General features: G+C 49.9%; 17 protein-coding genes and 1 pseudogene. 2 read left to right on the top strand and 16 right to left on the bottom strand.

Features of this window, described 5'->3' with window-relative positions; all coding sequences use genetic code 11:
- Positions 1-14 precede the first annotated feature (14 nt).
- Positions 15-1,484 (bottom strand): nicotinate phosphoribosyltransferase, encoded by a 1,470-nt coding sequence (locus B0X71_RS04325; protein WP_077588298.1) that lies wholly within the window; start codon positions 1,482-1,484, stop codon positions 15-17.
- Between the two features lie 155 nt (positions 1,485-1,639).
- On the opposite strand from B0X71_RS04325, the gene B0X71_RS04320 reads away from it, so the two are divergent.
- Positions 1,640-2,362 carry an NAD-dependent deacylase gene (locus tag B0X71_RS04320; RefSeq protein ID WP_077588297.1) on the top strand — a complete coding sequence of 241 codons (723 nt, stop codon included), beginning with the start codon at positions 1,640-1,642 and terminating at the stop codon, positions 2,360-2,362.
- Positions 2,363-2,488: 126 nt separating this feature from the next.
- Here the strand turns inward: B0X71_RS04320 and B0X71_RS04315 are convergent.
- The 15 genes and pseudogenes from B0X71_RS04315 to B0X71_RS04245 all read right to left on the bottom strand — a co-directional run bounded on the left by B0X71_RS04315 (position 2,489) and on the right by B0X71_RS04245 (position 20,571).
- Positions 2,489-3,762, bottom strand: a pseudogene (locus B0X71_RS04315) (TRAP transporter large permease).
- Positions 3,762-4,235: a TRAP transporter small permease gene (locus B0X71_RS04310; RefSeq protein WP_077588296.1), complete on the bottom strand. Its 474-nt coding sequence runs from the start codon at positions 4,233-4,235 to the stop codon at positions 3,762-3,764. Before B0X71_RS04310 ends, B0X71_RS04315 begins: the two are co-directional and overlap by 1 nt.
- Before the next feature lie 66 nt (positions 4,236-4,301).
- Positions 4,302-5,306 (bottom strand): TRAP transporter substrate-binding protein, encoded by a 1,005-nt coding sequence (locus B0X71_RS04305; protein ID WP_077588295.1) that lies wholly within the window; start codon positions 5,304-5,306, stop codon positions 4,302-4,304.
- 13 nt (positions 5,307-5,319) lie between these two features.
- Positions 5,320-6,696, bottom strand: a complete 1,377-nt coding sequence (locus B0X71_RS04300; RefSeq protein ID WP_077588294.1) for an FAD-binding oxidoreductase — start codon at positions 6,694-6,696, stop codon at positions 5,320-5,322.
- Between the two features lie 34 nt (positions 6,697-6,730).
- Positions 6,731-8,416 (bottom strand): dihydroxy-acid dehydratase, encoded by a 1,686-nt coding sequence (ilvD, locus tag B0X71_RS04295; protein ID WP_077588293.1) that lies wholly within the window; start codon positions 8,414-8,416, stop codon positions 6,731-6,733.
- Positions 8,417-8,583: 167 nt separating this feature from the next.
- A complete protein-coding gene (locus B0X71_RS04290; RefSeq protein ID WP_077588292.1) occupies positions 8,584-9,966 on the bottom strand; it encodes an ammonium transporter in 1,383 nt (460 codons plus the stop codon).
- A gap of 21 nt (positions 9,967-9,987) precedes the next feature.
- Positions 9,988-10,329, bottom strand: coding sequence for a P-II family nitrogen regulator (locus B0X71_RS04285; RefSeq protein ID WP_077588291.1), 342 nt, complete (start codon positions 10,327-10,329; stop codon positions 9,988-9,990).
- Between the two features lie 170 nt (positions 10,330-10,499).
- The gene (locus tag B0X71_RS04280) at positions 10,500-11,942 is read right to left on the bottom strand and encodes an aldehyde dehydrogenase family protein (protein ID WP_077588290.1); all 1,443 of its coding nucleotides are present in this window, start codon (positions 11,940-11,942) and stop codon (positions 10,500-10,502) included.
- Positions 11,943-11,960: 18 nt separating this feature from the next.
- Positions 11,961-13,019, bottom strand: coding sequence for a homoserine dehydrogenase (locus B0X71_RS04275; protein WP_077588289.1), 1,059 nt, complete (start codon positions 13,017-13,019; stop codon positions 11,961-11,963).
- On the bottom strand, positions 13,009-14,241 hold the full coding sequence (locus B0X71_RS04270) for a M20 metallopeptidase family protein (protein ID WP_077588288.1): 1,233 nt from the start codon (positions 14,239-14,241) through the stop codon (positions 13,009-13,011). Before B0X71_RS04270 ends, B0X71_RS04275 begins: the two co-directional genes overlap by 11 nt.
- 40 nt (positions 14,242-14,281) lie before the next feature.
- Entirely contained in the window at positions 14,282-15,481 is a 1,200-nt protein-coding gene (locus B0X71_RS04265; protein WP_077588287.1) for a cystathionine gamma-synthase family protein, read from the bottom strand.
- A 38-nt stretch (positions 15,482-15,519) separates the two neighbouring features.
- Positions 15,520-16,719 carry a M24 family metallopeptidase gene (locus B0X71_RS04260; protein WP_077588286.1) on the bottom strand — a complete coding sequence of 400 codons (1,200 nt, stop codon included), beginning with the start codon at positions 16,717-16,719 and terminating at the stop codon, positions 15,520-15,522.
- Between the two features lie 203 nt (positions 16,720-16,922).
- Entirely contained in the window at positions 16,923-18,641 is a 1,719-nt protein-coding gene (locus tag B0X71_RS04255; RefSeq protein ID WP_077588285.1) for a PucR family transcriptional regulator, read from the bottom strand.
- A gap of 152 nt (positions 18,642-18,793) precedes the next feature.
- A complete protein-coding gene (gene eutB / locus B0X71_RS04250; RefSeq protein WP_232336783.1) occupies positions 18,794-19,780 on the bottom strand; it encodes a hydroxyectoine utilization dehydratase EutB in 987 nt (328 codons plus the stop codon).
- Positions 19,781-19,788: 8 nt separating this feature from the next.
- Positions 19,789-20,571: a hypothetical protein gene (locus tag B0X71_RS04245; protein ID WP_077588284.1), complete on the bottom strand. Its 783-nt coding sequence runs from the start codon at positions 20,569-20,571 to the stop codon at positions 19,789-19,791.
- Between the two features lie 98 nt (positions 20,572-20,669).
- Here B0X71_RS04245 and B0X71_RS04240 point away from each other — a divergent pair, with 98 nt between their 5' ends.
- Complete coding sequence (locus B0X71_RS04240) at positions 20,670-21,581, top strand: PhzF family phenazine biosynthesis protein (RefSeq protein WP_077588283.1); 912 nt, start codon at positions 20,670-20,672, stop codon at positions 21,579-21,581.
- The last annotated feature ends 1 nt before the right edge of the window (position 21,582 follow it).

Genomic DNA, 21,582 nt, shown 5'->3' with positions numbered 1-21,582 from the left:
GAAACTCCTCCTTCTTATCTTCTTGCGAGTGTCTGTATATCTTCTTTTACTTCCTGGATATTCCGCATTTTATTGTCCCAGCACCTCTGACTGAGGTCGACGGGGTATTCTTCCGGGTTGAGTGACCGCTTATATTCGTCCCATAAACGGTCCAGCGCCTGCTTGGAATACGCCCGCATTTCCTGAACATCCGGGCTGTCATAGATCACTTTGCCGTTCTTGACGACATGCCGGTGAATATTGACGGCCTCGAAATTCGTCACGAATTTTGACACGAAAGTATGAACCGGGTGGAACATTTTCAGCCGATCCTCCTGTTCAGGCGCCTCGTCATGCATCGCAATGTAATCGCCTTCTGATTTACCATTTTCCCTGTCAATAATCCGATAAACTTTTTTCAGTCCGGGCGTCGTCACTTTTTCCGGATTGCCTGAGATCTTAATCGTATCTTCCATTTCGCCATGGTCATTTTCAATCGACACGATCTTGTAAACGGCTCCGAGTGCCGGCTGATCATAGGCTGTGATCAGTTTAGTGCCAATCCCCCACGAATCGACTTGTGCCCCCTGGGCTTTCAGGTTCAGGATCGTATACTCGTCCAAGTCATTCGAGACAATAATTTTCGCTTCCGTAAAACCGGCTGCGTCCAGCATCTTCCGGGCTTCCTTTGATAAAAATGCAATGTCTCCGCTGTCCAGCCGGATTCCGATAAAATTAATGGTGTCTCCCAATTCCTTCGCAACACGGATGGCCGTCGGAACGCCTGACTTCAGCGTGTCATATGTATCAACCAGGAACACGCAATTTTTATGGCGCTTTGCGTATGCGTGAAATGCATCGTACTCATCCTTGTACGCTTGCACGAGTGAATGAGCATGTGTACCGGCAAGCGGGATGCCGAACAGCTTTCCGGCCCGCACATTACTGGTGGCGTCAAGACCGCCGATCGCAGCAGCGCGCGTTCCCCAAATGGCCGCGTCCATTTCCTGCGCCCGGCGTGTTCCAAATTCCATCACTTGGGCGTCCCCGGTAATTTGTTTAATGCGGCTGCCTTTAGTAGCGATCAACGTCTGATAATTGACGATGTTCAAAAGAGCCGTTTCAATAAGCTGCGCTTCAGCGAGCGGCGCTTCAATCCGGATGAGCGGTTCCGACTGGAATACCACTTCCCCTTCCACAACAGAATAGACATCTCCTGTAAACCGGATCTGCCGCAAATAAGCGATAAAGTCCTTTTTAAATCCGACTTCTTCCTCCAAATAAGCAAGATCAGATTCAGAAAACCGGAAGTTCCGCAAGTAATCCAGTATTCGTTCAAGCCCCGCGAACACGGCATAGCCATTGCCGAATGGCAATTTGCGGAAAAAAAGCTCAAATACGGCCCGGCGTTCATGCACACCATCCGCCCAGTAAGCCTCCGCCATATTAATCTGATACAGGTCTGTATGGAGCGCTAAACTATCATCTTCGTACTTTCTGTTCATCTGCAAAACCTTCTTCCAGCCCAATATTAGTTATGTACCTTTATTCCCATTTTAACCGAAGCGTAAGCTTTTTGCTTCCATGGTTTATGTTTTTGGCGGTTTAGCGCCGGCGTCAATGGGAAATAACAGTATAAAAACTCAAGGAGGGAAGTTTAATGATTTCCGATTGGCTCGCTGATGCCAAACACACAGTCGTATTCACAGGGGCCGGCATGTCCACCGAAAGCGGCCTTCCTGATTTCCGGTCTGCCAATCGGGGCCTGTGGGAGCAAAAGGACCCCAGCCAAGTAGCGAGCATCACGGCACTTGAAACCAATCCGGAGGAATTTATTGCGTTTTACCGAAAACGGATACTAGGTGTAAACGAATACAAGCCGCACGCCGGTCATTTTATTTTGGCTGACTGGGAAAAACGGGGCCTTGTGCAATCCATCATCACTCAAAATGTGGACGGTTTCCACCAGCAGGCCGGCAGTTCCAGTGTCGCCGAATTGCATGGCACATTGCGCGCCGTGCATTGCCAGAACTGCGGCTCTTCTTTTGAAAGCCAGGCATTCATGGATGGCGCGGAACAATGTCCGGTCTGCAGCGGCAGGTTGCGCCCTTCTGTTGTTCTGTTCGGTGAAATGCTGCCCGAGGCACCGTTTGATATGGCGGTCGACGAAGCAATGAATGCCACATTATTCATCGTGCTCGGCTCCTCCCTGAGCGTATCCCCCGCCAACCAATTTCCGCTGATCGCCAAAGATAACGGCGCCCGCCTGGTCATTATCAACCGGGAACCGACACCATTTGACGAATATGCGGATGCGGTTATTCATGATCGGAATATCGGCGATGTGCTGAGTGAATGGGATGAACAGCTGAAGCGTTGTTAAGAAAAATACAGGATTACCGAACACCGTTAATTTCGGGTGATGGGTAATCCTGTTTCTCTGAAAACCTTTCAATTATGTACGCAACTTCAACGCGACGTGTAAGTGGGGGTAGTTCAACATGGACACTTACCCGCCGAATTGTGTCAGGAATAAGCTGATGCTCGGGATGAATGAAATGATCAGTACATCCACCACCATTACAATAACAAACGGAATAATCGATCGCACCAGACCCTCAAATTTTGTTCCGGCTATATTCGCTGCTACAAAGAGATTAAGACCGACCGGCGGTGTAATGAAACCAATCGCCAGGTTCACAATCATAATAATACCAAAATGCACAAGATTAATTCCCAGTGCATTAACAATCGGAACAAGGATCGGCGTGAGAATAATAATGGCAGCAGACGTTTCAAGAAACGCTCCACAGACCAGCAGCAATAGATTAATGATCAAAAGAGCAATAATCCAATTGTCTGTAATGCCCAGCATAAGTGCCGTCAATTCTGCCGGAATCCGCTCCCGGGTCAAGTAATAGCCGAATATGGACGCTCCTGCGATGATAAACATAATAACCGCAGTCACAATGACTGACGATGTGAATATGGCCACTAGATCCTTTAACTTGATCTCCCGGTAAATAAACAGACCTACGATCAGCCCATACACTACTGCCACAACAGCCGCTTCCGTCGGGGTGAAAATACCGCCATAAATCCCCCGAGGATAATAACAGGCATTAGAAGTGCCAAAAAAGCATCAGCAAAGGCTTTTATAAATTCCATGAAATTTGCTTTTTCTTCTCCACCGTACCCTTTTCTCAAGGAAATAATATACACCAGTAAAATCAGGGAACCGCCGACAAGAATACCCGGCAGAATACCAGCAATAAATAACGAACCGATTGATACGCCTGCCGTAACGCCGTACAGAACAAGCGGCACACTCGGTGGAATCATGACGCCGATCGTTCCGCCAGCCGCCTGTACGGCTGTCGCAAAGTTCTTATCATATCCTTTTTTAACCATCGCCGGAATCAAGAGCGCTCCGACTGCAGCCGTTGTTGCTGCTGCAGAACCTGAAATCGCAGCAAAAAAAGCACAAGCCACAATCGACACAATAGCCAAACCACCTTTTACCCGGCCGAACATAACATTCGCCAGCCGGATTAACCGCCTTGAAATCCCACCGCTCTCCATCAGGCTGCCTGCCAGGATGAAGAAAGGCACAGCCAGCAGCGGAAAAGAATCCACGGCATTGAACATCCGCTGCACGACTACAATCAACTCAACATTTCCTTCAATCAAAAAAACCAGCGCTGATGCGAGGCCCAGCGCGACGGCTATCGGCACGTTGATCAAAAAAAGCACAGCCAGCAGTCCAAATAGCAGTAAAGCCATTATCCAGTACCTCCGCTCTTAAAATCTTTCGGCAGCCGAGATGCCAAATTGATGATCAATATGCAGCCGCTAAGTGGAATGACACTATAAATAATACCCATTGGAATCCGAAGTACTGGAGATTCTTGGGACATCGCCCCTGCTGCCAGTTCATAGCCCTCCAGCACGAGCAACAGGAAAAAGGCAAGGCTCGCGGCGACTGCAAGCAGATACACAATCCGTCGAATCGGGACCGTGAGCAGCTTCACAAAAAATTCCACTCCGATATGGGAGTTGGTGGCCATCGCAAAAGCGGCTCCCAAAAATGTAATCCAGATAAGGCAGTACCGCGCCAGTTCTTCAGTCCATGCCAATGGCTGTTCGATCACAAATCTGAATATCACTTGCATAAATACCGCCACAACCAGTATAGCCATCAGTATAACTAATACATACTTAATGACAATATTCATATAATCAACCAGCTTATCCATACTATCCCCCTACATAAAAAAAGAGAGAAGCAACTTCTCTCTTTTTTAGATTTAGCTTGTCCATTCTTATTGGACTTCAATAATCCGGTTCAGCAGTTCCTCATGCTCGATCTGCTCGTAAACCGGCTGAACAGCTTCCTGGAAGGGTGCCAAGTCTACTTCTTCAATGATCTGCACACCTTGGTCTTTCAAATTCTGCAGCGATTCAGCTTCCATCTCGATGATAAGTTCCCGCTGTCGCGCCCCCGCTTCCTGCCCCTCTTCAATAACGATTTCGCGCAAATCTTCCGGCAGTTCTTCGTATGTTTGAGCACTTAAAAGGAAAGCGGCAACTGAATAGACATGACCTGTCAAGGTCATGAATTCCTGGTTCGCTTCGTATAAATTGAATTGATCTGCCACAATCGCCGGATTTTCCTGGGCATCTACAACGCCTTGTTGAAGGGCGGTGAGCGCTTCTGTCCAAGCCATCGGCGTAGGCTGAGCACCGAGCGCTTCAAATGCAGCAAGATGAATTTCATTTTCCTGTGTCCGTATCTTCAGTCCTTCCAGATCTGCTGGCGTTTCGACTGGCCGGATCGCATTCGTTACATGGCGGTAACCATTTTCTCCCCACGATAATAAGATGATTCCCTGCTCTTCCATCTGCGCCGCCAGGTCATCACCAATCTCGCCTTGCAGCACTTCAACAGCCGCATCGCGGCTCTGGAAAATAAACGGGACATCCAGCACTTCCAATTCAGGAACAAAGTTAGTGATTGGCGCAGTGGACGAAACCGCCATATCGACAGTCCCCAAGGTAAGTCCCTCGACCAATTCACGTTCCGCACCGATTTCACTGTTTGCAAAAACTTCGATGATTACCTGTCCGTCCGTCCGTTCTTCGATATCGGCAGCCATTTCTTCAAATGCAATCTGATAAGGGTGGTCAACCGGAAGAGAGTGCCCGGCTTGGAGCGTATAAATTTCCTCGCCGCCTTCTGCACCGCCACTCGCTTCTTCTTCACTGCAGCCTGTCAGCGCTACTGCACCGGTCAGCATTACTGAAACGAACCCCATCTTTTTCTTCATAATCTTTCCCCCCTTATTTTCTCTCTGCTGCCTGTAGCAATTTACCAGGATTCAGTAAATTTTGCGGATCCAATGCCTTTTTCAGCGCTTTCATCACATGCAGTGAGTCACCGTGTTCCTGCTGTTGGTATTTGATCTTCCCTACACCCACACCGTGTTCACCGGTGCACGATCCGCCCCGGCTCAGGGCAAAGGCCACAATCCGTTCATTAAACTTCTCAGCCCGGGCCACTTCATCCGGGTCATCCACGTCGATCATGAGGATGGCATGGTAATTTCCATCGCCCACATGGCCGACAATGCCTCCTTCAAACCCGAGTTCATGCATCCCTTCCTGCGCAGATTTTATGCCATTGGCAAGTTGTGAAATCGGAAGACATACGTCTGTAACCATCATTTTTTTACCAGGACTGGCCCGCATGACCGCATAAGCCAAGTTGTGCCGGGCATCCCACAATAAATTCCGGGCACGGACGTCTTTTTCAAACTTGAACTCCTGGCATTCATGGTCAGTCAGAATCTCTTTAGCGAATTCTATGTCTTGATCAAGACCTGCTTCATTTCCATGGAATTCTAAAAATAAAGTAGGCGTTTCCGAATAATCGGTTTCACTGTATGCATTGACATGTGCAACCGACTGCCCGTCCACAAGTTCAATCCGCGCAATTTGAATGCCGGCTGATAAAATGCTGACAACAGCGTCCACCGCCTGGTTGATTGTTTCGAACGACGCGCGTGCCGCAACAATCATTTCGGGAATGCCGTACACCTGCAGCGTCAATTCCGTAAAACAGCCCAATGTGCCTTCCGAACCGACGAACAGGCCATTCAAGTTATAACCGGATGAAGATTTTACAGCCAGGCTTCCGGTATGGATGATGCTGCCATCCGCCAGCACCACTTCCAGATCCCGGACCTGGTCGCGCATGACACCGTACCGGACGGATGTCGTACCGCTCGCATTGGTTGCGGCCATTCCGCCAAGCGTAGCATCCGCTCCAGGGTCCACGGAAAAAAACAAGCCGTGCTTCTTTAATTCCTGATTTAACTGAGAGCGCGTAACACCGGGCTGCACTTTGACCAGAAAATCTTCCGGCAATACTTCAATCACTTGATTCATCAGTGAAAAATCGACGGATATGCCACCGCTGTAGGGAATAACATGACCTTCAAGACTCGTGCCAAGTCCAAACGGAACGATAGGAATCCCATGCTTCGAGGCGACTTTCATCACCCGTCTTACTTCTTCTGCATTCAGCGGAAAAACGACAGCATCCGGCTTTACCGGCTCATGGTAGGATTCATCTCTACTGTGACGATCCAGTACGGCTTCATTCACGGACACCTGTTCCGGACCCAGTATACCTTTCAGTTCTTCCAAGTAATTCATTTTGCATTTCCCTCCAGCCTGCTGTCCCTTATCGTCATCGGTCCAGGAAATCAGTTACCGCTCCTTTGGATGAACACGAAACATTATGTGCATATTTCCCAAGCACACCTTTTCGGTAAAGCGGCGGAGCTGTCCAGTTTTTTCGGCGTTCTTCGAGTTCTGCATCTGAAACGTCCATGGAGATCTCCCGTTTATCGGAGTCAATGGTCACTTGATCGCCTTCCTGCACCAGCGCAATCGGACCGCCGGCCTGCGCTTCCGGCGCAATATGTCCGACCACCAGCCCGTGGGTTCCTCCTGAAAAACGGCCGTCTGTTAAGAGAGCGACGGATTCACCTTTTCCTTTACCGACCAAAATGGCTGAAATCGACAACATTTCCGGCATACCCGGACCGCCTTTCGGTCCCACATAACGGATGACGAGCACATCTCCGTCATTAATTTCATTGGCCATGACGGCTGCAGTCGCTTCTTTTTCCGTATTGAATACCCGCGCCGGTCCTGTATGTCGTTTTACTTTGACACCGGACACTTTCGCAACTGCACCGGCAGGCGATAAATTGCCTTTCAGCACAATCAATGGCCCGTCTTTCCGTTTCGGATTATCAATCGGCATGATGACTTGCTGACCTTCCGTGAGGTCAGGTGCATCCTGCAAGTTTTCTGCAACGGTTTTCCCGGTAACCGTCATGCAGTTCCCGTGGAGATAGCCTTCTTTCAGCAGCAATTTCATAACAGCCTGCACACCGCCAACCCGGTGCAAATCTTCCATTACATACTTTCCGCTCGGTTTCAAATCGGCGATATGCGGCACTTTTTCCTGCATTCGGTTGAAGTCATCAATCGTCAGATCAACCTCGACTGCGTGCGCGATCGATAGCAGGTGGAGAATCGCATTAGTTGATCCGCCAAGTGCCATGACAACCGTGATGGCGTTTTCGAACGCTTCTTTTGTCATGATGTCTTTCGGATAAATCCCTTTTTCCAGCAATCCATAGACCGCTGCCCCTGCAGCTGCGCAGTCCTTCAGTTTCACTTCCGCTTCTGCGGGATTGGATGAACTGCCCGGCAGGCTCATGCCCATCGCTTCAGCTGCGGATGCCATTGTGTTCGCTGTGTACATGCCGCCGCATGAACCCGCACCCGGACAGGCACGGCATTCGATCTGGCGCAATTCCTCAGTTGGAATGTCACCATTATTGTGACGGCCCACTCCTTCAAAAACGGAAACAATATCAATGTTCTGGCCATCGTGGACGCCTGGTGAAATAGTTCCCCCATACACGAAGACAGCCGGCACTTCTGAATTGGCGATTGCAATCAGACATCCCGGAATATTCTTGTCACAGCCGCCGATCGCCACAAGACCATCCAGGCTTTCAGCCCCCACCACAGTTTCAATCGAGTCTGCAATGACATCCCGGCTCGGCAGCGAATACCGCATCCCTTCCGTGCCCATTGAAATACCGTCAGAGACAGTAATTGTATTAAAAATGAAAGGCACACCGCCTGCTTCCCGTGCGCCTTTTTTGGCACTGACAGCCAAATCGTGGATATGTATATTGCATGGCGTAACTTCGCTCCATGTGCTCGCAATACCGATCATCGGTTTTTTAAAATCCTCGTCATTAAGCCCAACCGCCCGCAGCATCGCCCGGTTTGGCGCTTTCATGGGTCCTTCACTGAACACCTTGCTGTTAATCCGTAAATCTTTTTCCATGGTGGCACCTCCCTATTTCTGTTCTCCAAATTATAGAGCAATGATATTCAGTATTCAATGAATTTTAAAAACTTTTGCATTTTGACTCTTTCCTTAACATGCCGGAATGTAAATAAAACCTAAAAAGAATCCGCCTGAACGGATCCTTTTTAGGTTTCTGATGTAGATCAAGTCATTTTTCTTTTTTTAGGTGTTCCGTTTAAGCTGTTCAGTCTGAACGCCAGCCCCGTGGTGACATCACCTTCACCCATACGGGCTGCAGCGCCTCCTGACAGCAACGTTTCTTTCAATTCATAAGCGTTGGACCCGTGTTCCGCAAAATCAAGACCTGCAAGTTCCTCTTCCTCTGATACACGGATTGATGAGAAGCGTGAAAGCGCGAAAATGAACAGACCAGCAGCAGCCGAAACCCAGACGATCACCGCCACAATACCGATTGCCTGTACGCCTAATTGCGCAAAGCTCCCTGTGTAGAAAAGACCGGTGGAAGTTGAGAACAACCCGACTGCCAGTGTACCCCAAATTCCGCAGATGCCGTGGACCGCAATCGCACCGACCGGATCATCGACTTTCGCCTTCGTTTCAAGGAACCGGATTCCTTCCACAAGGACAACGCCGGAGACCAGTCCGACAATGATGGACCCGCCAAGCGAAATTTCTGCGCAGCCAGCCGTGATTCCGACGAGCCCGCCGAGCACACCGTTCAATGAGATGGAAGGGTCAATCTTGCCAAACCGGAATTGTGTATAGAGAGCTGCCGCAATAAGCGCCGCTGACGTTGAAAGAAGTGTAGTTGCAATGACACTCGGCACGAGTGACGGATCCGCCGCCAATGTGCTTCCCCCGTTGAAGCCGAACCAGCCAAGCCACAGGATAAAGACGCCGAGTGCGCCCATCGGAATGTTATGTGCCGGAATCACATTCACTTTTTTTCCGCTATATTTTCCAATCCGCGGTCCCAGGAACAGCACGGCAACGATCGCACCGACCGCGCCAGTCAAATGGACGACTGTTGAACCTGCGAAATCTGTAAAGCCCAATTCAGCCAGCCAGCCACCGTTCCAGATCCAGTGACCGACGAGCGGATAAATTACAGCTGTCATCGCGACAGTCAGCAGCAAATAACTCGATAATTTCATCCGCTCTGCAACAGCGCCGGAAATGATCGTAGCGCACGTGGCAGCAAACATAGCCTGGAAAACGAAAAATGCAATATCTCCATATCCGTTCAGCATGAACGCTGTACTTCCGATCAATCCGCTGATTGTGTCACCGAACATCAATCCGAAGCCGACAGCGAAAAACAGAATCGCGGCAATACTGACGGTCAAAAAATTCTTCATCAAAATATTCAGGGCGTTTTTGGAACGGGTGAAGCCGGTTTCCACCATCGCAAATCCCGCATGCATGAAAAACACCAGAAAAGCAGCCAGCATAACCCATACAAGGTTTACCGATAACTCCAGAGATTCAACTGTCGGAGCTGCCGCATACGCCGGTGACCCAATTGTTGCCAGTAACAGATTAATTAACGCAATCTTCTTCAGCATTCAGTCATCTTCCTCTCTTTTTTATAAAATCGCTTCTGTTCCACGTTCACCTGTTCTGATGCGAATTACTTCTTCGACCGAAGAAACGAATATTTTGCCGTCACCGACATGTCCGGTATCACAGATTCGAATAATGACATCCACAATTTCATCCAGCCGTTCATTTTTGACGACCATTTCAATTTTCAACTTTGGCACAAGCAGCACTTCGAACGATGTTCCTCTGAACACCCCCTGTTTGCCCCGCTGATTTCCGATTCCGGCTGCTTCTGTAACGGTCAGTCCGTCAATACCGATCAGCGCCAGTTCATCCCGCAATTCCTGAAAACTTTCCGGCCGGATAATTGCTTCCACCTTTTTCATAAGCTCCTCCTTCTTTATGTTAGTTTTCCTAACACTTTTTAGTTATGTTAATTATCATAAGCAGAAACGGTTTTAAATGCAAGCTATTTTTAGAATATTTCATTGATTTAACATAAAAAAAGCATGCGGCCTGGAATTCCAGGCCGCATGCTTTCATGGAGCTGCGATATTTAATCAGTGGCCAGTTTAAAACACACCACTTTCGGTTCGGTCATTTCCTCGATGGCAAATGCAACACCTTCCCGGCCCAAACCGGATTTTTTCACACCGCCGAACGGCATGGCATCAATCCGATAATCACCGCTGTCGTTGATCATAATGCCGCCGACTTGCATTTTTGCGATCGCCTTGTGTGCTTTGTCGATGCTTTTTGTGAAAATGCCAGCCTGTAAGCCATAGTCGACTTTATTGGATTGCTCGATCGCCTCATTCAGATCCGGAACAGTATATAACAGAACGACAGGACCGAAAATTTCATTTACTGCGATCGCGCATTCCTCCGGTACATCCGCCAGGACAGTCGGCGAATAAAATGCACCGTTCCGTGTGCCGCCAGTCAGAAGCGTCGCCCCCTGTTCAAGCGCATCATCCACCAGCCGTTCGACCCGTTTCGCTTCTTTTTCCGTGATAAGTGGACCCATATCCGTGAGTTCAGATTGTTTGTCTCCGACTTGCAGCTGCACGGTCTGTTCAACGAATTTTGTTTTGAACGCATAACTGACCGGCTCCTCAACATAAATACGCTGTACACTGAGACAATTCTGACCGGCCGCTCCGAACGCTCCGGACACCGCTGATGCCACAGCATCGTCCAAGTCCGCATCCGCCAATACAATCAATGGCGAGTTTGAGCCAAGTTCCATGCTGATTTTCTTCAGCCCTGCTTTTTTCGTCAGTTCTTCTCCCACTTCCACTCCTCCCGTGAATGAAATCATCCGGATTGCCGGATGCGTGACAAGCACGTCACCAATCTCACTTCCATGACCCGTGACGACAGACAGCACTTTCGGCGGCAGTCCCGCCTGGACAAACGCTTCTGCCAAGAGGAGAGCACTCAGCGGCGTGACGGTCGCCGGTTTTACAATAATGGCGTTGCCGGATGCAATTGCCGGACCGACTTTATGCGCGACAAGGTTCAGCGGATCGTTGAACGGAGTAATTGCTCCAATGATCCCGATCGGAAAGCGGTAATAATAACCGACCCGGTTCTCGCCGCCGGGCGTCTGGTCAAACGGGATGGTTTCACCATGAATTCGCCGTGTTTCTTCAGCGCTTATCCGGATAGTCTGAACGCAGCGCATTACTTCCTTTCGGGCTTCCCGGATCGTTTTGCTCCCTTCTCTTGAAATTGTCTGAGCATATCTATCCGCGTGCTCTTCAATGTATGCAGCCGCTTTAGTCAAAATCGACATGCGTTCATGCACCGGCATGGCGGCAGCAGTTTCAGCCCCTGTTTTTGCAGCTTCGATGCACCGCAGCATGTCATCAGCCGTAGCAGCGGGCACAGTATCGACCACACTGTTATCCTGTGGATCGTATACATCAATCGTCCGCTCCCCGCTGACCCATTTACCAGCCAAAAACATCCGTTGTCCTGTGAGATGAGTCGCCATAATATTACCGCCTTTTCCTCATTGGATTTTTGTCAACCGCTTCATTCGGTTGATGGCTATTAAATCGATCAGGAGGGAAAATCCAGTCTCTGTTTTTCCGGCGCCTGCGCCACTGAGCGTGACCGGACCCAGCAAATCGCACCCGTACACAATCGCGTTCGTCACACCGCTGACAGATGCCAGGGGGTCGGAGAGCGCTACTTTCTCAGGTCCTACCGAGGCAGTGACGTTGCCGTCCTTTTGAACAGCTTTTGCGATCAGTTTCCACCGTTTCCCTTCTGACACCGCTTCTTCAATATCTTTTGCAGTGAGTGCTGAAATTCCCTCACATATTACTTCGTTTACGCTAATCGGTTGTTTCATCACGTGATTGGCAAGAATCACAATTTTATACTTGGCATCATGACCTTCCACATCACTTGTCGGGTCTGCTTCTGCAAATCCGAGAGCCTGCGCTTCACTCAGCGCTTCTTCGTATGTCATGCCGTCTGTTTCCATCTTGGTGAGAATGTAATTCGTTGTCCCGTTCAGAATGCCTCGAATTTCATGAATTTCATTACCTGCAAGAGAATCAGCCGGCATTCGCAGTGCCGGCGTGCCACTCATGACGGTCCCTTCAAAGCCCCATTGCACGTCGTGGGTTTTCGCCAGCTCCGCAAGTTCCCGGTATGCAAGTGCGACCGGCCCCTTATTGGTCATAACGACGTTTTTCCCGCTGGCGAATGCCGCCCTGCAGTGGTCGATGGCCGGCTGGCCTGTTTTAACATCGGTATAGGATACTTCAACAATCGTATCCGCATTGGTATCCCGGATCGTTTTCATACTGTCCCAGCCGGTCACGAGCCCAGGCGCTGCCGGGTAATCCTCCAGATTGCCCGACTCCTGCAATGTCCGCAGCACCTCGTCGATATCCAGTCCGTCCGGATGATAAATGGCGCCTTTCATCAAATCTGAAATCGCCACAATCGCCGGTTCAAAATTCTCATCCCGCTGCAGCGCTTCCCGTTTATCCCGTAAAATTTCAGCCAGCCCCTGACCGACTGTTCCAAAACCAATAAACGCCAGTTTATGCGTCATCCTCGTCACCTCTCCCTGAAACGTCCGCGCCTGTCAGAAACTTCACCGCAGCCTTCGCGAGAATTGCAGCACCTGCCGGCAGACACGCTTCATCAATATCAAATGCGGATGTATGGAGATTCCGCCGGTTCCCCTCAGCCGGTGCACAGCCAAGAAAAAACATGGCACCGGGTAATTGTTCGGTTACATAACCGAAATCTTCTCCGCCCATACCAAAGGGGGATTCCACAATCGTAAAAGCCGGATATTGTTCATGAATAGCCGCGCTGATCAATCGGTTAACGAACGGATCGTTATTCAGCGCCGGTTCCCCGTTATGAATGACCAGTGAATATGTTCCACCCAGAGTTTCTACTATTGAAAACGCTTTCTTCAATTCGGATGCGATCAGCGTTCTTGTGTCCGCTGAATAACAGCGGATCGTACCTTCAATCGATACTTCAGCAGGAATAATATTGCTCGCTGTGCCTGCGTGAATTTGTCCGATACTGATGACTGCCGGTTCCATGGCGGATATTCTTCGGGCTACAATACCATGTACGGCCTGAAGAACGGGGCCCAGCATCCAGACAGGATCAGTGCCAAGTTCCGGATAGGCGCCATGCCCGCCGCTTCCATATAACTTCGCTTCAAACACATCCACACTGGCCATGCTGTATCCATCATTCATCTGCACTGCTCCGACCGGTTGCCACGGACACATATGAAGCGCAATCGCCGCTTCGACTTTTTCATATGCACCGGCCTGTATCAGATAAGGCGCGCCCGACAACCCCTCGGCATCCGCCCATTCTTCCGCTGGCTGGAAAACGAATTTTACTGTGCCGGCAATCATGCCATGCCTGAATTCCTCGGCCAGCATAACAGCCGCACCAAGCAATATGGCTGTATGGGCATCATGGCCGCACGCATGCATGACACCTTCCTTCATGGAACGGTACTCGACTTCGGAGGTCTCCATGATCGGCAGGGCATCAATATCAGCCCGGAGTGCGATGACCGGGCCTTCTCCGGCACTCAGTGTCCCGATTACACTCGTTGCCGTCCCGATGCCCTGTTGCACATGCATCCCATTTATCTTCTTCAGTTCCTCTGTAATGAACCGGGCTGTTTCGACTTCCTGGAAACTCAATTCCGGGTGCCGGTGCAGTTTGCGGCGCCAGGCAATAAGGCTGTCCCGCAGATTTTCCGCCGCATCAGCAAAAGAAGCATTTACCGGCATTCCCGCTCACCCCGCTCTCAATCCAGCCATTTTAATCACCTTATACTTTCAAAGTTGCTTGCGTCTGTTCAAAGGCTTGTTCGAAATCAGCCAGAATATCCTCAATTTCCTCAATACCGCAGGATACCCGGATAAGCCCTTCCGGAATCCCCATCGCTGCCCGTTCTTCCGGTGTGCATTCAACGTGACTTGTTGTCCGGGCAGGCCCGACTGTTGTCTCCACCGCTCCGAGATTCGCCGCCCGGTGTGCGAGTTTCAGCTTCGGCAGGAGTTCCCGCACTGTTTCGACACCGCCTTTTACCGCAAAGCTGAGCATCCCGCCAAAATCTTTCATCTGGGATTTTGCGATGTCATGATTCGGATGTGTCGGCAGGCCAGGATAATAAACCCCTTCCACAATTTCTTTCGTTTCAAGATATTCGGCGAGCGCCTTAGCGTTCGTACATTGCTGGCGCACACGCAAATGCAGTGTTTTCATGCCCCGCAGAATGAGATACGCTGCCATCGGATCCATCGTGGCGCCATTGATTTCCCGGTAATGATAAATTTGTTCCACCAATTCACTGCTTCCGCAGACTACTCCGCCCAGCGCGTCAGCATGACCACCTAAAAACTTCGTTGCACTGTGGATGACCAGATCCGCTCCGAGTGCAATCGGATTTTGGTTGATCGGTGTGCCGAAGGTGTTATCCACAATCACCAGTGCACCCGCCGCTTGTCCGGCTTTCGCCATCCGGGCGATGTCCGTGATTTTCACCGTTGGATTTGTCGGTGTTTCCAAGTACAGGATTTTACAGCCTTTTTTGACTTCCGCTTCGATCTCCTCGTGATTGCCTGTTTCGCATAACGTAACGTTTACTTGCTGCCGGGGAAGGAATTCTGTAAAAATCTTATTCGTTCCGCCATATGTGTCTTTAATGGAGACAATCCGGTCGCCCGGCACAAGGAATGTGGCCAATGTATTGCTGATTGCTGCCATCCCCGTCGAGAAACTGGTTGCCGCTTCTGCTCCTTCAAGAATTTTGAGTTTATCTTCAAACGCATGGACAGTGGGATTGGTATTCCGACCGTAGATATGCCCTTTTTTCTTACCGATTGCCACGTCATACCATTCGTCCATATCATGATAACCGTATGCGACGCTCAGTACGACCGGCACTTGCGTTGCACCATGGACCAAATATTCTTCTTCACCGCTCCAGACCGCTTTAGTCCCCTGCTGAATTTCATTGATCGTCATATGATCGCTCCTTTTTTAAATTGCATCCATCCTGTTTTCTATAGCGCTTTTATGTTATCGGCAGACACATTATCTTTTATGGCGAGTGCCCTCGGGAAATTGGCAAGTGTTTCACAACCGGTTTCCGTGACCCGGAAAGTCTCGCTTACTTCAAACCCATAGTCATCATTCCAAATGCCCGGAATGAGGTGAAACGCCATATTCGGTTTAAGGATTGTCTTATCACCCCGCCGGAGACTGGCCGTATGTTCGCCCCAGTCCGGCGGATAACTTAGTCCGACCGGATAACCCAACCTGGATTCTTTGACAATGCCGCTTTTCGCCACTGTTTTTTTCCAGATTTCCTCGACTTCACCACACGCAATGCCCGGCCGGATGCCGCTGAGACAGGCCGCGATTCCTTCCTGTACAATCTCTGAAAGCGCCTTCAATTCCCGCGACGGCTGCCCGATGCTGACGGTTCTTGCAAGGGGTGAATGATACCGCTTATAACAGCCGGTCAACTCCATAATGACAGCGTCCCCTTCCCTGAACCGGTCATCACTCCATGTAAGATGGGGCGTTGACGTTTTCGGACCTGCCGGAATCAGCGGCATGATGGACGGGTAGTCTCCCCCGAACTCTTCGGTTCCGATCACTTGGGTATGAAGTACTTTCGCTGCAATATCACACTCGCGGATACCGGCCTGAATCCCATTTATCCCTTCCTGCATGGCTCTTTCCACTATCAGGGCCGCTTTTTTCATATATGCGATCTCCTGATCCGATTTGATGAGCCGCACCCAATTTACAAGAAGTGTAGCATCACGGAAAGTCGCATTCGGCAGACCGTTTGTTAATCGTTCATAGCATTTAGCAGTAAAGTAATAAGTGTCCATTTCCACGCCGACCGATCTCTTTGCCTGCCCAATCTGCATCAGAATATCGGCGACAAAATCCATCGGGTGGTCGGTGTCAGACTGAACAAACGCGTCGGGGTATGAAATGATGTTATCGTGATAGAGCCATGTCGTGATTTTCGCGCAATTCGCATCCATTCCCCGGCCGATCCAGATTGGCTGATCTTCATCAATAATCACTATCAGCAGTTGATGCACATAGAAAGACCATCCATCATATCCAGTCAGATAATTCATATTAGCCGGATCTGTAATCAGCAGAACTTCAATTCCCTGTGCATCCATCCGCTCTTTCGTCTTCCGCATTCTATCCTGGTACTCGGCTGTCGTGAATGACATAGCATATTTCCCTCCCACCAACATTTGACTCCATTTTTCGGATTAGCCGATCCGTAACTCCACTATACAAATAAAAATCAGATAAAACATTCACCATATTGTATGAATGTTTAGAAAATTTTTCAGTCAACATGGTGCTTTTATGTTTCCAACGCAAAAAATCGCCATGCAAATTAGCCCTGGAGCTCAACTTGCATGACGATTTATCGGCTATTTATGTCAGGATTGCTTACGTTCAGCCCTGCCTTCCATGTCCGGATACTTAAATCCAGCAGGAACAGATCATCCGGATCGATTAATGACAGATCGGTCAACGCTTCAATTTTCCGCAGTCTGTATAACAGCGATTGCCGATGCAGGTTCAGCATCCGCGCTGTCTGGCTGACATTCCCGTTATATTGGTTATACGTCGTGAAAGTACCGATCAAGTCCATGTTCCGTTGCTGATCATAGCGGACAATCGGTTCTATTGCGGATAAGATAACTTCCTGCATATCACTGCTCTGCGCTAATTTCAGGAGGATGCGGTCAATGCGGGTTTCTTCATAGTGAGTCCGCTGACCGCGCCCTTTTTTCCGGCTGCCGATCAATAATGCCGCTTCAGCATCATCATAGCTGGCCGCAAATCCGGCAAGCCCCGGATGCCGGTTGCCGATCCCCCATGAAATAATAACCTCCGGCAGCAAATGCTTCAGACGCCGGTCAATGAAATCGAGAAAATTGACAGCATTTTCACTCTCAGTCCCCGGAGAAACCTCCAGGAAAATCAGCAGCCGGTCTTCCGCATATGTCATCATGACATTGCGTTTCAAATGCCGGGCTGCATAATAAATCTCTTCTTCCAAATAGCGGACCATATTGCGGTTCCAATAAGTGAAAACTGCTGTCTCCTGTTTGCGTTGCTGCAGCAGTTCCTGCAAGTTCTCTGGTTTTGCAAGCATACAAATATATGGCAGGCTCAAGTCATAACCCAAAAGTTCAGCCCGCGTATTCGCCTGTGCAGCGGAATTGAATTCCCCCTTGGCCAATTCCTGTACGAAATCGCTCCGCAAGCTGATTTTCGTCTCTTCGATGGCTTGTTCTCTCGAAAACCAGAGTGCGACAGCTGTAGCTGCGTGCTCCAGTACTTGAATCCGGTAACGGGTCAGGAACGATGCCACAGACGCATCTTTCGGAAGCATGATATATAAATAGCCCTGCACTTCCCCTGCAACTTGAAGCACCGGCACTTGCAGGAGATGTTCATCTTCAATGGCCACCAGCTGAAAGCGCTGCAAGAGCGGATCCCGATTTGCGGCTCGCGCTTCCTGCTGCAGCGGAAAACCGCCTTCTGCAGTGAGCTGTTGCCACCGATCTGTAAATTGCCGGGTGAAGCCGCTCTTTTCCAGTATGGCTCCAGTTCGATCCGTCACCATTACAGCAGAACCGGTCAAGCTGTCAATAAACCGGGTGATCCGCAGCAAATCCGCATTGGTCATGATTAGTTGCAGCAATTCCTGCTGCACCTTTTCTGTTTTCTCCCGCTCGTGGTCCTGGATCCCATTGAGGTCTTTCATCACTTCTTCAATGATCGCTGAAAAACGGACTTCCCAAGGAATTTCGATAATCAGGAACTGCTGCTCTTCCGCCTGCTTAATCACTTCTGCCGGTATATCGAAAATATGCCGGCCGACTGCAATCATCAATGCAGCGGCTTCTGAATCGATGATTTCCTGCACGAATGTCCGAAGCACTTCAGGATCATGCTGGCAGCCGAGCGCCGTTGTTAAGATGACTTCGTCTTTCCGCACGAAATTCTCAACCGGCATTTCAATGGCTGAAATCCATTGGACCGTCTGTTCCACCGCCTTATCCCGGCAGGTAAGCACCCGGGCTTTCTCCATGACCCTGTAGTTCAAAATACGCTCTACCGTTAACTTCACATTCACCCCTCCCCCGCAATGCCATTGGATTTTATTTTTATTTAAATATTCATTCTATTCCAGTTTATCGGGGGGAAGAAGGTAATGCAAAAGGTTTTGCACACGAGGGAAAAGCCCGGACGGTTGTAACCGGGCTTGTGCCGGCGTTTCTTCTAGCCATACTGCTGAAGCACTTGCTTCAAAACGTCCATTCCGACATTATGGCCGCTGATAATAATCGCCATACTGCCGGCCTTGTGCGGAATTTTATGTTTCAGCACAGCCGCCACACCAGTCGCCGCCGCCCCTTCAACGATCATCCGGTGCCGGGTCAGCATAAAAGCCATGCTCCGGGCGATGTCCTGTTCAGAAATTAAAATAGAGTTATCCATGTACTTTTTCGCCATTTGAAACGTATGGCGATTATCAAGACCGATTCCGCCAAGCAGACTGTCAGCCAACGTTTCACTTTCATCCAGTTCGAGCGGCTTTCCCGCCTTCAGACTTTCATGCATCACAGCAGAGCGGGTCATCGAGACACCGGTCACCCGGATATCCGGGCAATTCACTTTGAGCGCCAAGCCGATTCCGCTCAGCAGACCGCCGCCGGACAGCGGAATTACAGCATCAGTCAAATCCGGCAAGGCTTCAAGCAATTCCAGGCCGATTGTTCCTTGCCCGGCGATGATGAAAGGGTCATCGAATGGTGGAATCGCAATCAGCCCCCGTTCTTTTTCAAGCCTTTCGCATCGCTCAGCTGCCGCATCCTGACTGCTGCCAGTGACTTCAATGTGCGCCCCCAGCCGTTTCAGCAGCTCCAGTTTTGCTTCAGGCACCCGATCGGAAACACAGATGGTGGCTTCAATGCCCAGCTTCCGGGCAATAGACGCCACAGCCAATCCGTGATTCCCGGTTGAAAAAGCCGCAACGCCGCGTTTTTTTTGTTCATTGCTTAAGCTAAGGATTTTATTTGCAGCTCCCCGCACTTTGAACGACCCCGTCTCATTGGCTGTTTCCAGTTTCAAATAAACGGGACGCTCCGCCCGTTCAGATAAAACGTCTGAATAAATTAGCGGCGTGGCTGCAACAAATTCCGCAATCCGCTGTCTCGCTTTCCAAATCTCCCGCATGCCGACGAGTGAATCCATTTGAAGTTCCATCCTGCCGTTCACCCCTTCCGCCCGCTGTTCCGGACAGCAATCCGTTCTGTCACTTCAATTAGCCAGCTGACCAGGTCCACCACTTCTTTTTCCTCAAACCAATTCGTCAGCGATTGCGCATGGGCCAGATCATCACGCAGCCGGATAATCCGGTTGAAAAAACGGTCCGCCTTCGTTTTGCTGGTTTCGATGAACTGATCCCGCAACTCGTCATCTTCCATGAAAATACTGACTTTATCGGAGAGCTGGGTACAGCTGATCAAATCGATTTCCGTATTTCGTTTATGCAGAGATCCGTAAGTGGCCAGCGCCTTATCCCGCCGGTTCTCTGACAGGCATTCCACCCACCGGTTATCCGGATAAACAGACTCGATCAGCCCGGCAGCATTGCTCTCAAAATAGGTGATAATGCCAAAGAACAGCATGCGGACAGCCGGCTTCTGGATATCAGAAATCGTGACAATAGCGTCCACTTCAGATTTATTGATGATAAACAGACGCGTTTTCGGATGAAGCAAATGCAGGCATTCCAACAAGTCCGTATTCTCACTGATCAGGTGGCTGATTTTAAACGGATGCACAAACGCCCGCAGGTTCTCCGGATCTGTCACTTCTCCGCGCACCAGGAACCCGATGACTTGATCATCTTCCTCGAAACCGATCACATCAAAGTTTTTCATCTCGAATAACATGTTCATTTTCTCCGCTTCGCCTTCAGTGACAGAGGCAAGCGGTTCGGCAATGTCACCCGCTGTAAATACGTGTTTGAATGAAGGATCTCTTCCCAGCATCGATTGTCCGCCTTTCTGTATTAAACATCCTTATAAGTTTCCATTTCCTGATACAATTAACCGCAAACCCCACCAACTTGAATCGGAGGAATTGACCCATGCCCATTTTGCCGTATACACTCATTGATGTTTTCACCGATCAGCCTTTCGGCGGCAATCAGCTCGCTGTTTTTCAACCTGAAGCAGAACTCCCGAAAGAGCTGATGCAGAAAATCGCACGTGAGCTTAATTTATCGGAGACCGTCTTCCTTTATCCCGCTGCGAACCAGGAGAACACCCGGAAACTCCGGATTTTTACACCGAAAATGGAGTTGCCGATGGCCGGCCATCCAACAATTGGCGCAGCCTTCGTTTTGGCTGACACAGCACCCGGCCTTCCGCATACCGGGATGGTGAGTTGGATGTTTGAAGAACAGGTCGGTGTTCTTTCCGTCACTGTTCACCGGAAAGACGGCGGGACCATCCGAACGGAAATGAAACAACCAGTCCCTGGTTTCGAAGAACCGTTCCAGGACCGGCAGCTCGCCGCACACTTACTGTCAGTTACCGAAGAAGATTTGCATGAGAGCCGGCCTGTCCAAACCGTGTCATCGGGTGTCCCCTTTTTATATATCCCGCTCCGGTCACTCGATGCGGTGAAGCGGATCAGTTTCCGGTTGGATGTCTGGGAACAGCAGTTCAGCGGCTTAGACATCTTTGCATTCGCTACCGAGACCGTTCACTCCGATTCTTCTGTTCACAGCCGCATGTTCGCACCGGCAATGGGCATTCCGGAAGACCCTGCAACCGGTGCTGCAAGCGGACCGCTCGGCGCTTACCTGACCCGCCATGGTATCATCCCTTTTAATGACATGGGAATTGCCCGCATCCGGAGTGAACAAGGAATCGAGCTTGGCCGCCCGAGTTTTATAGACATAACTATCGCCAAAAGCGGGAATGGAATTAAGGAAGTAACAATCGGCGGTCAGTCCGTCGTTATCGGAAAAGGAGAAATTTATATAAAGGGCTGAC

The organism is Planococcus lenghuensis, from assembly GCF_001999905.1.
In the GTDB taxonomy this organism is placed as follows: domain Bacteria; phylum Bacillota; class Bacilli; order Bacillales_A; family Planococcaceae; genus Indiicoccus; species Indiicoccus lenghuensis.
This window is presented reverse-complemented; position numbering and strand designations above follow the sequence as displayed.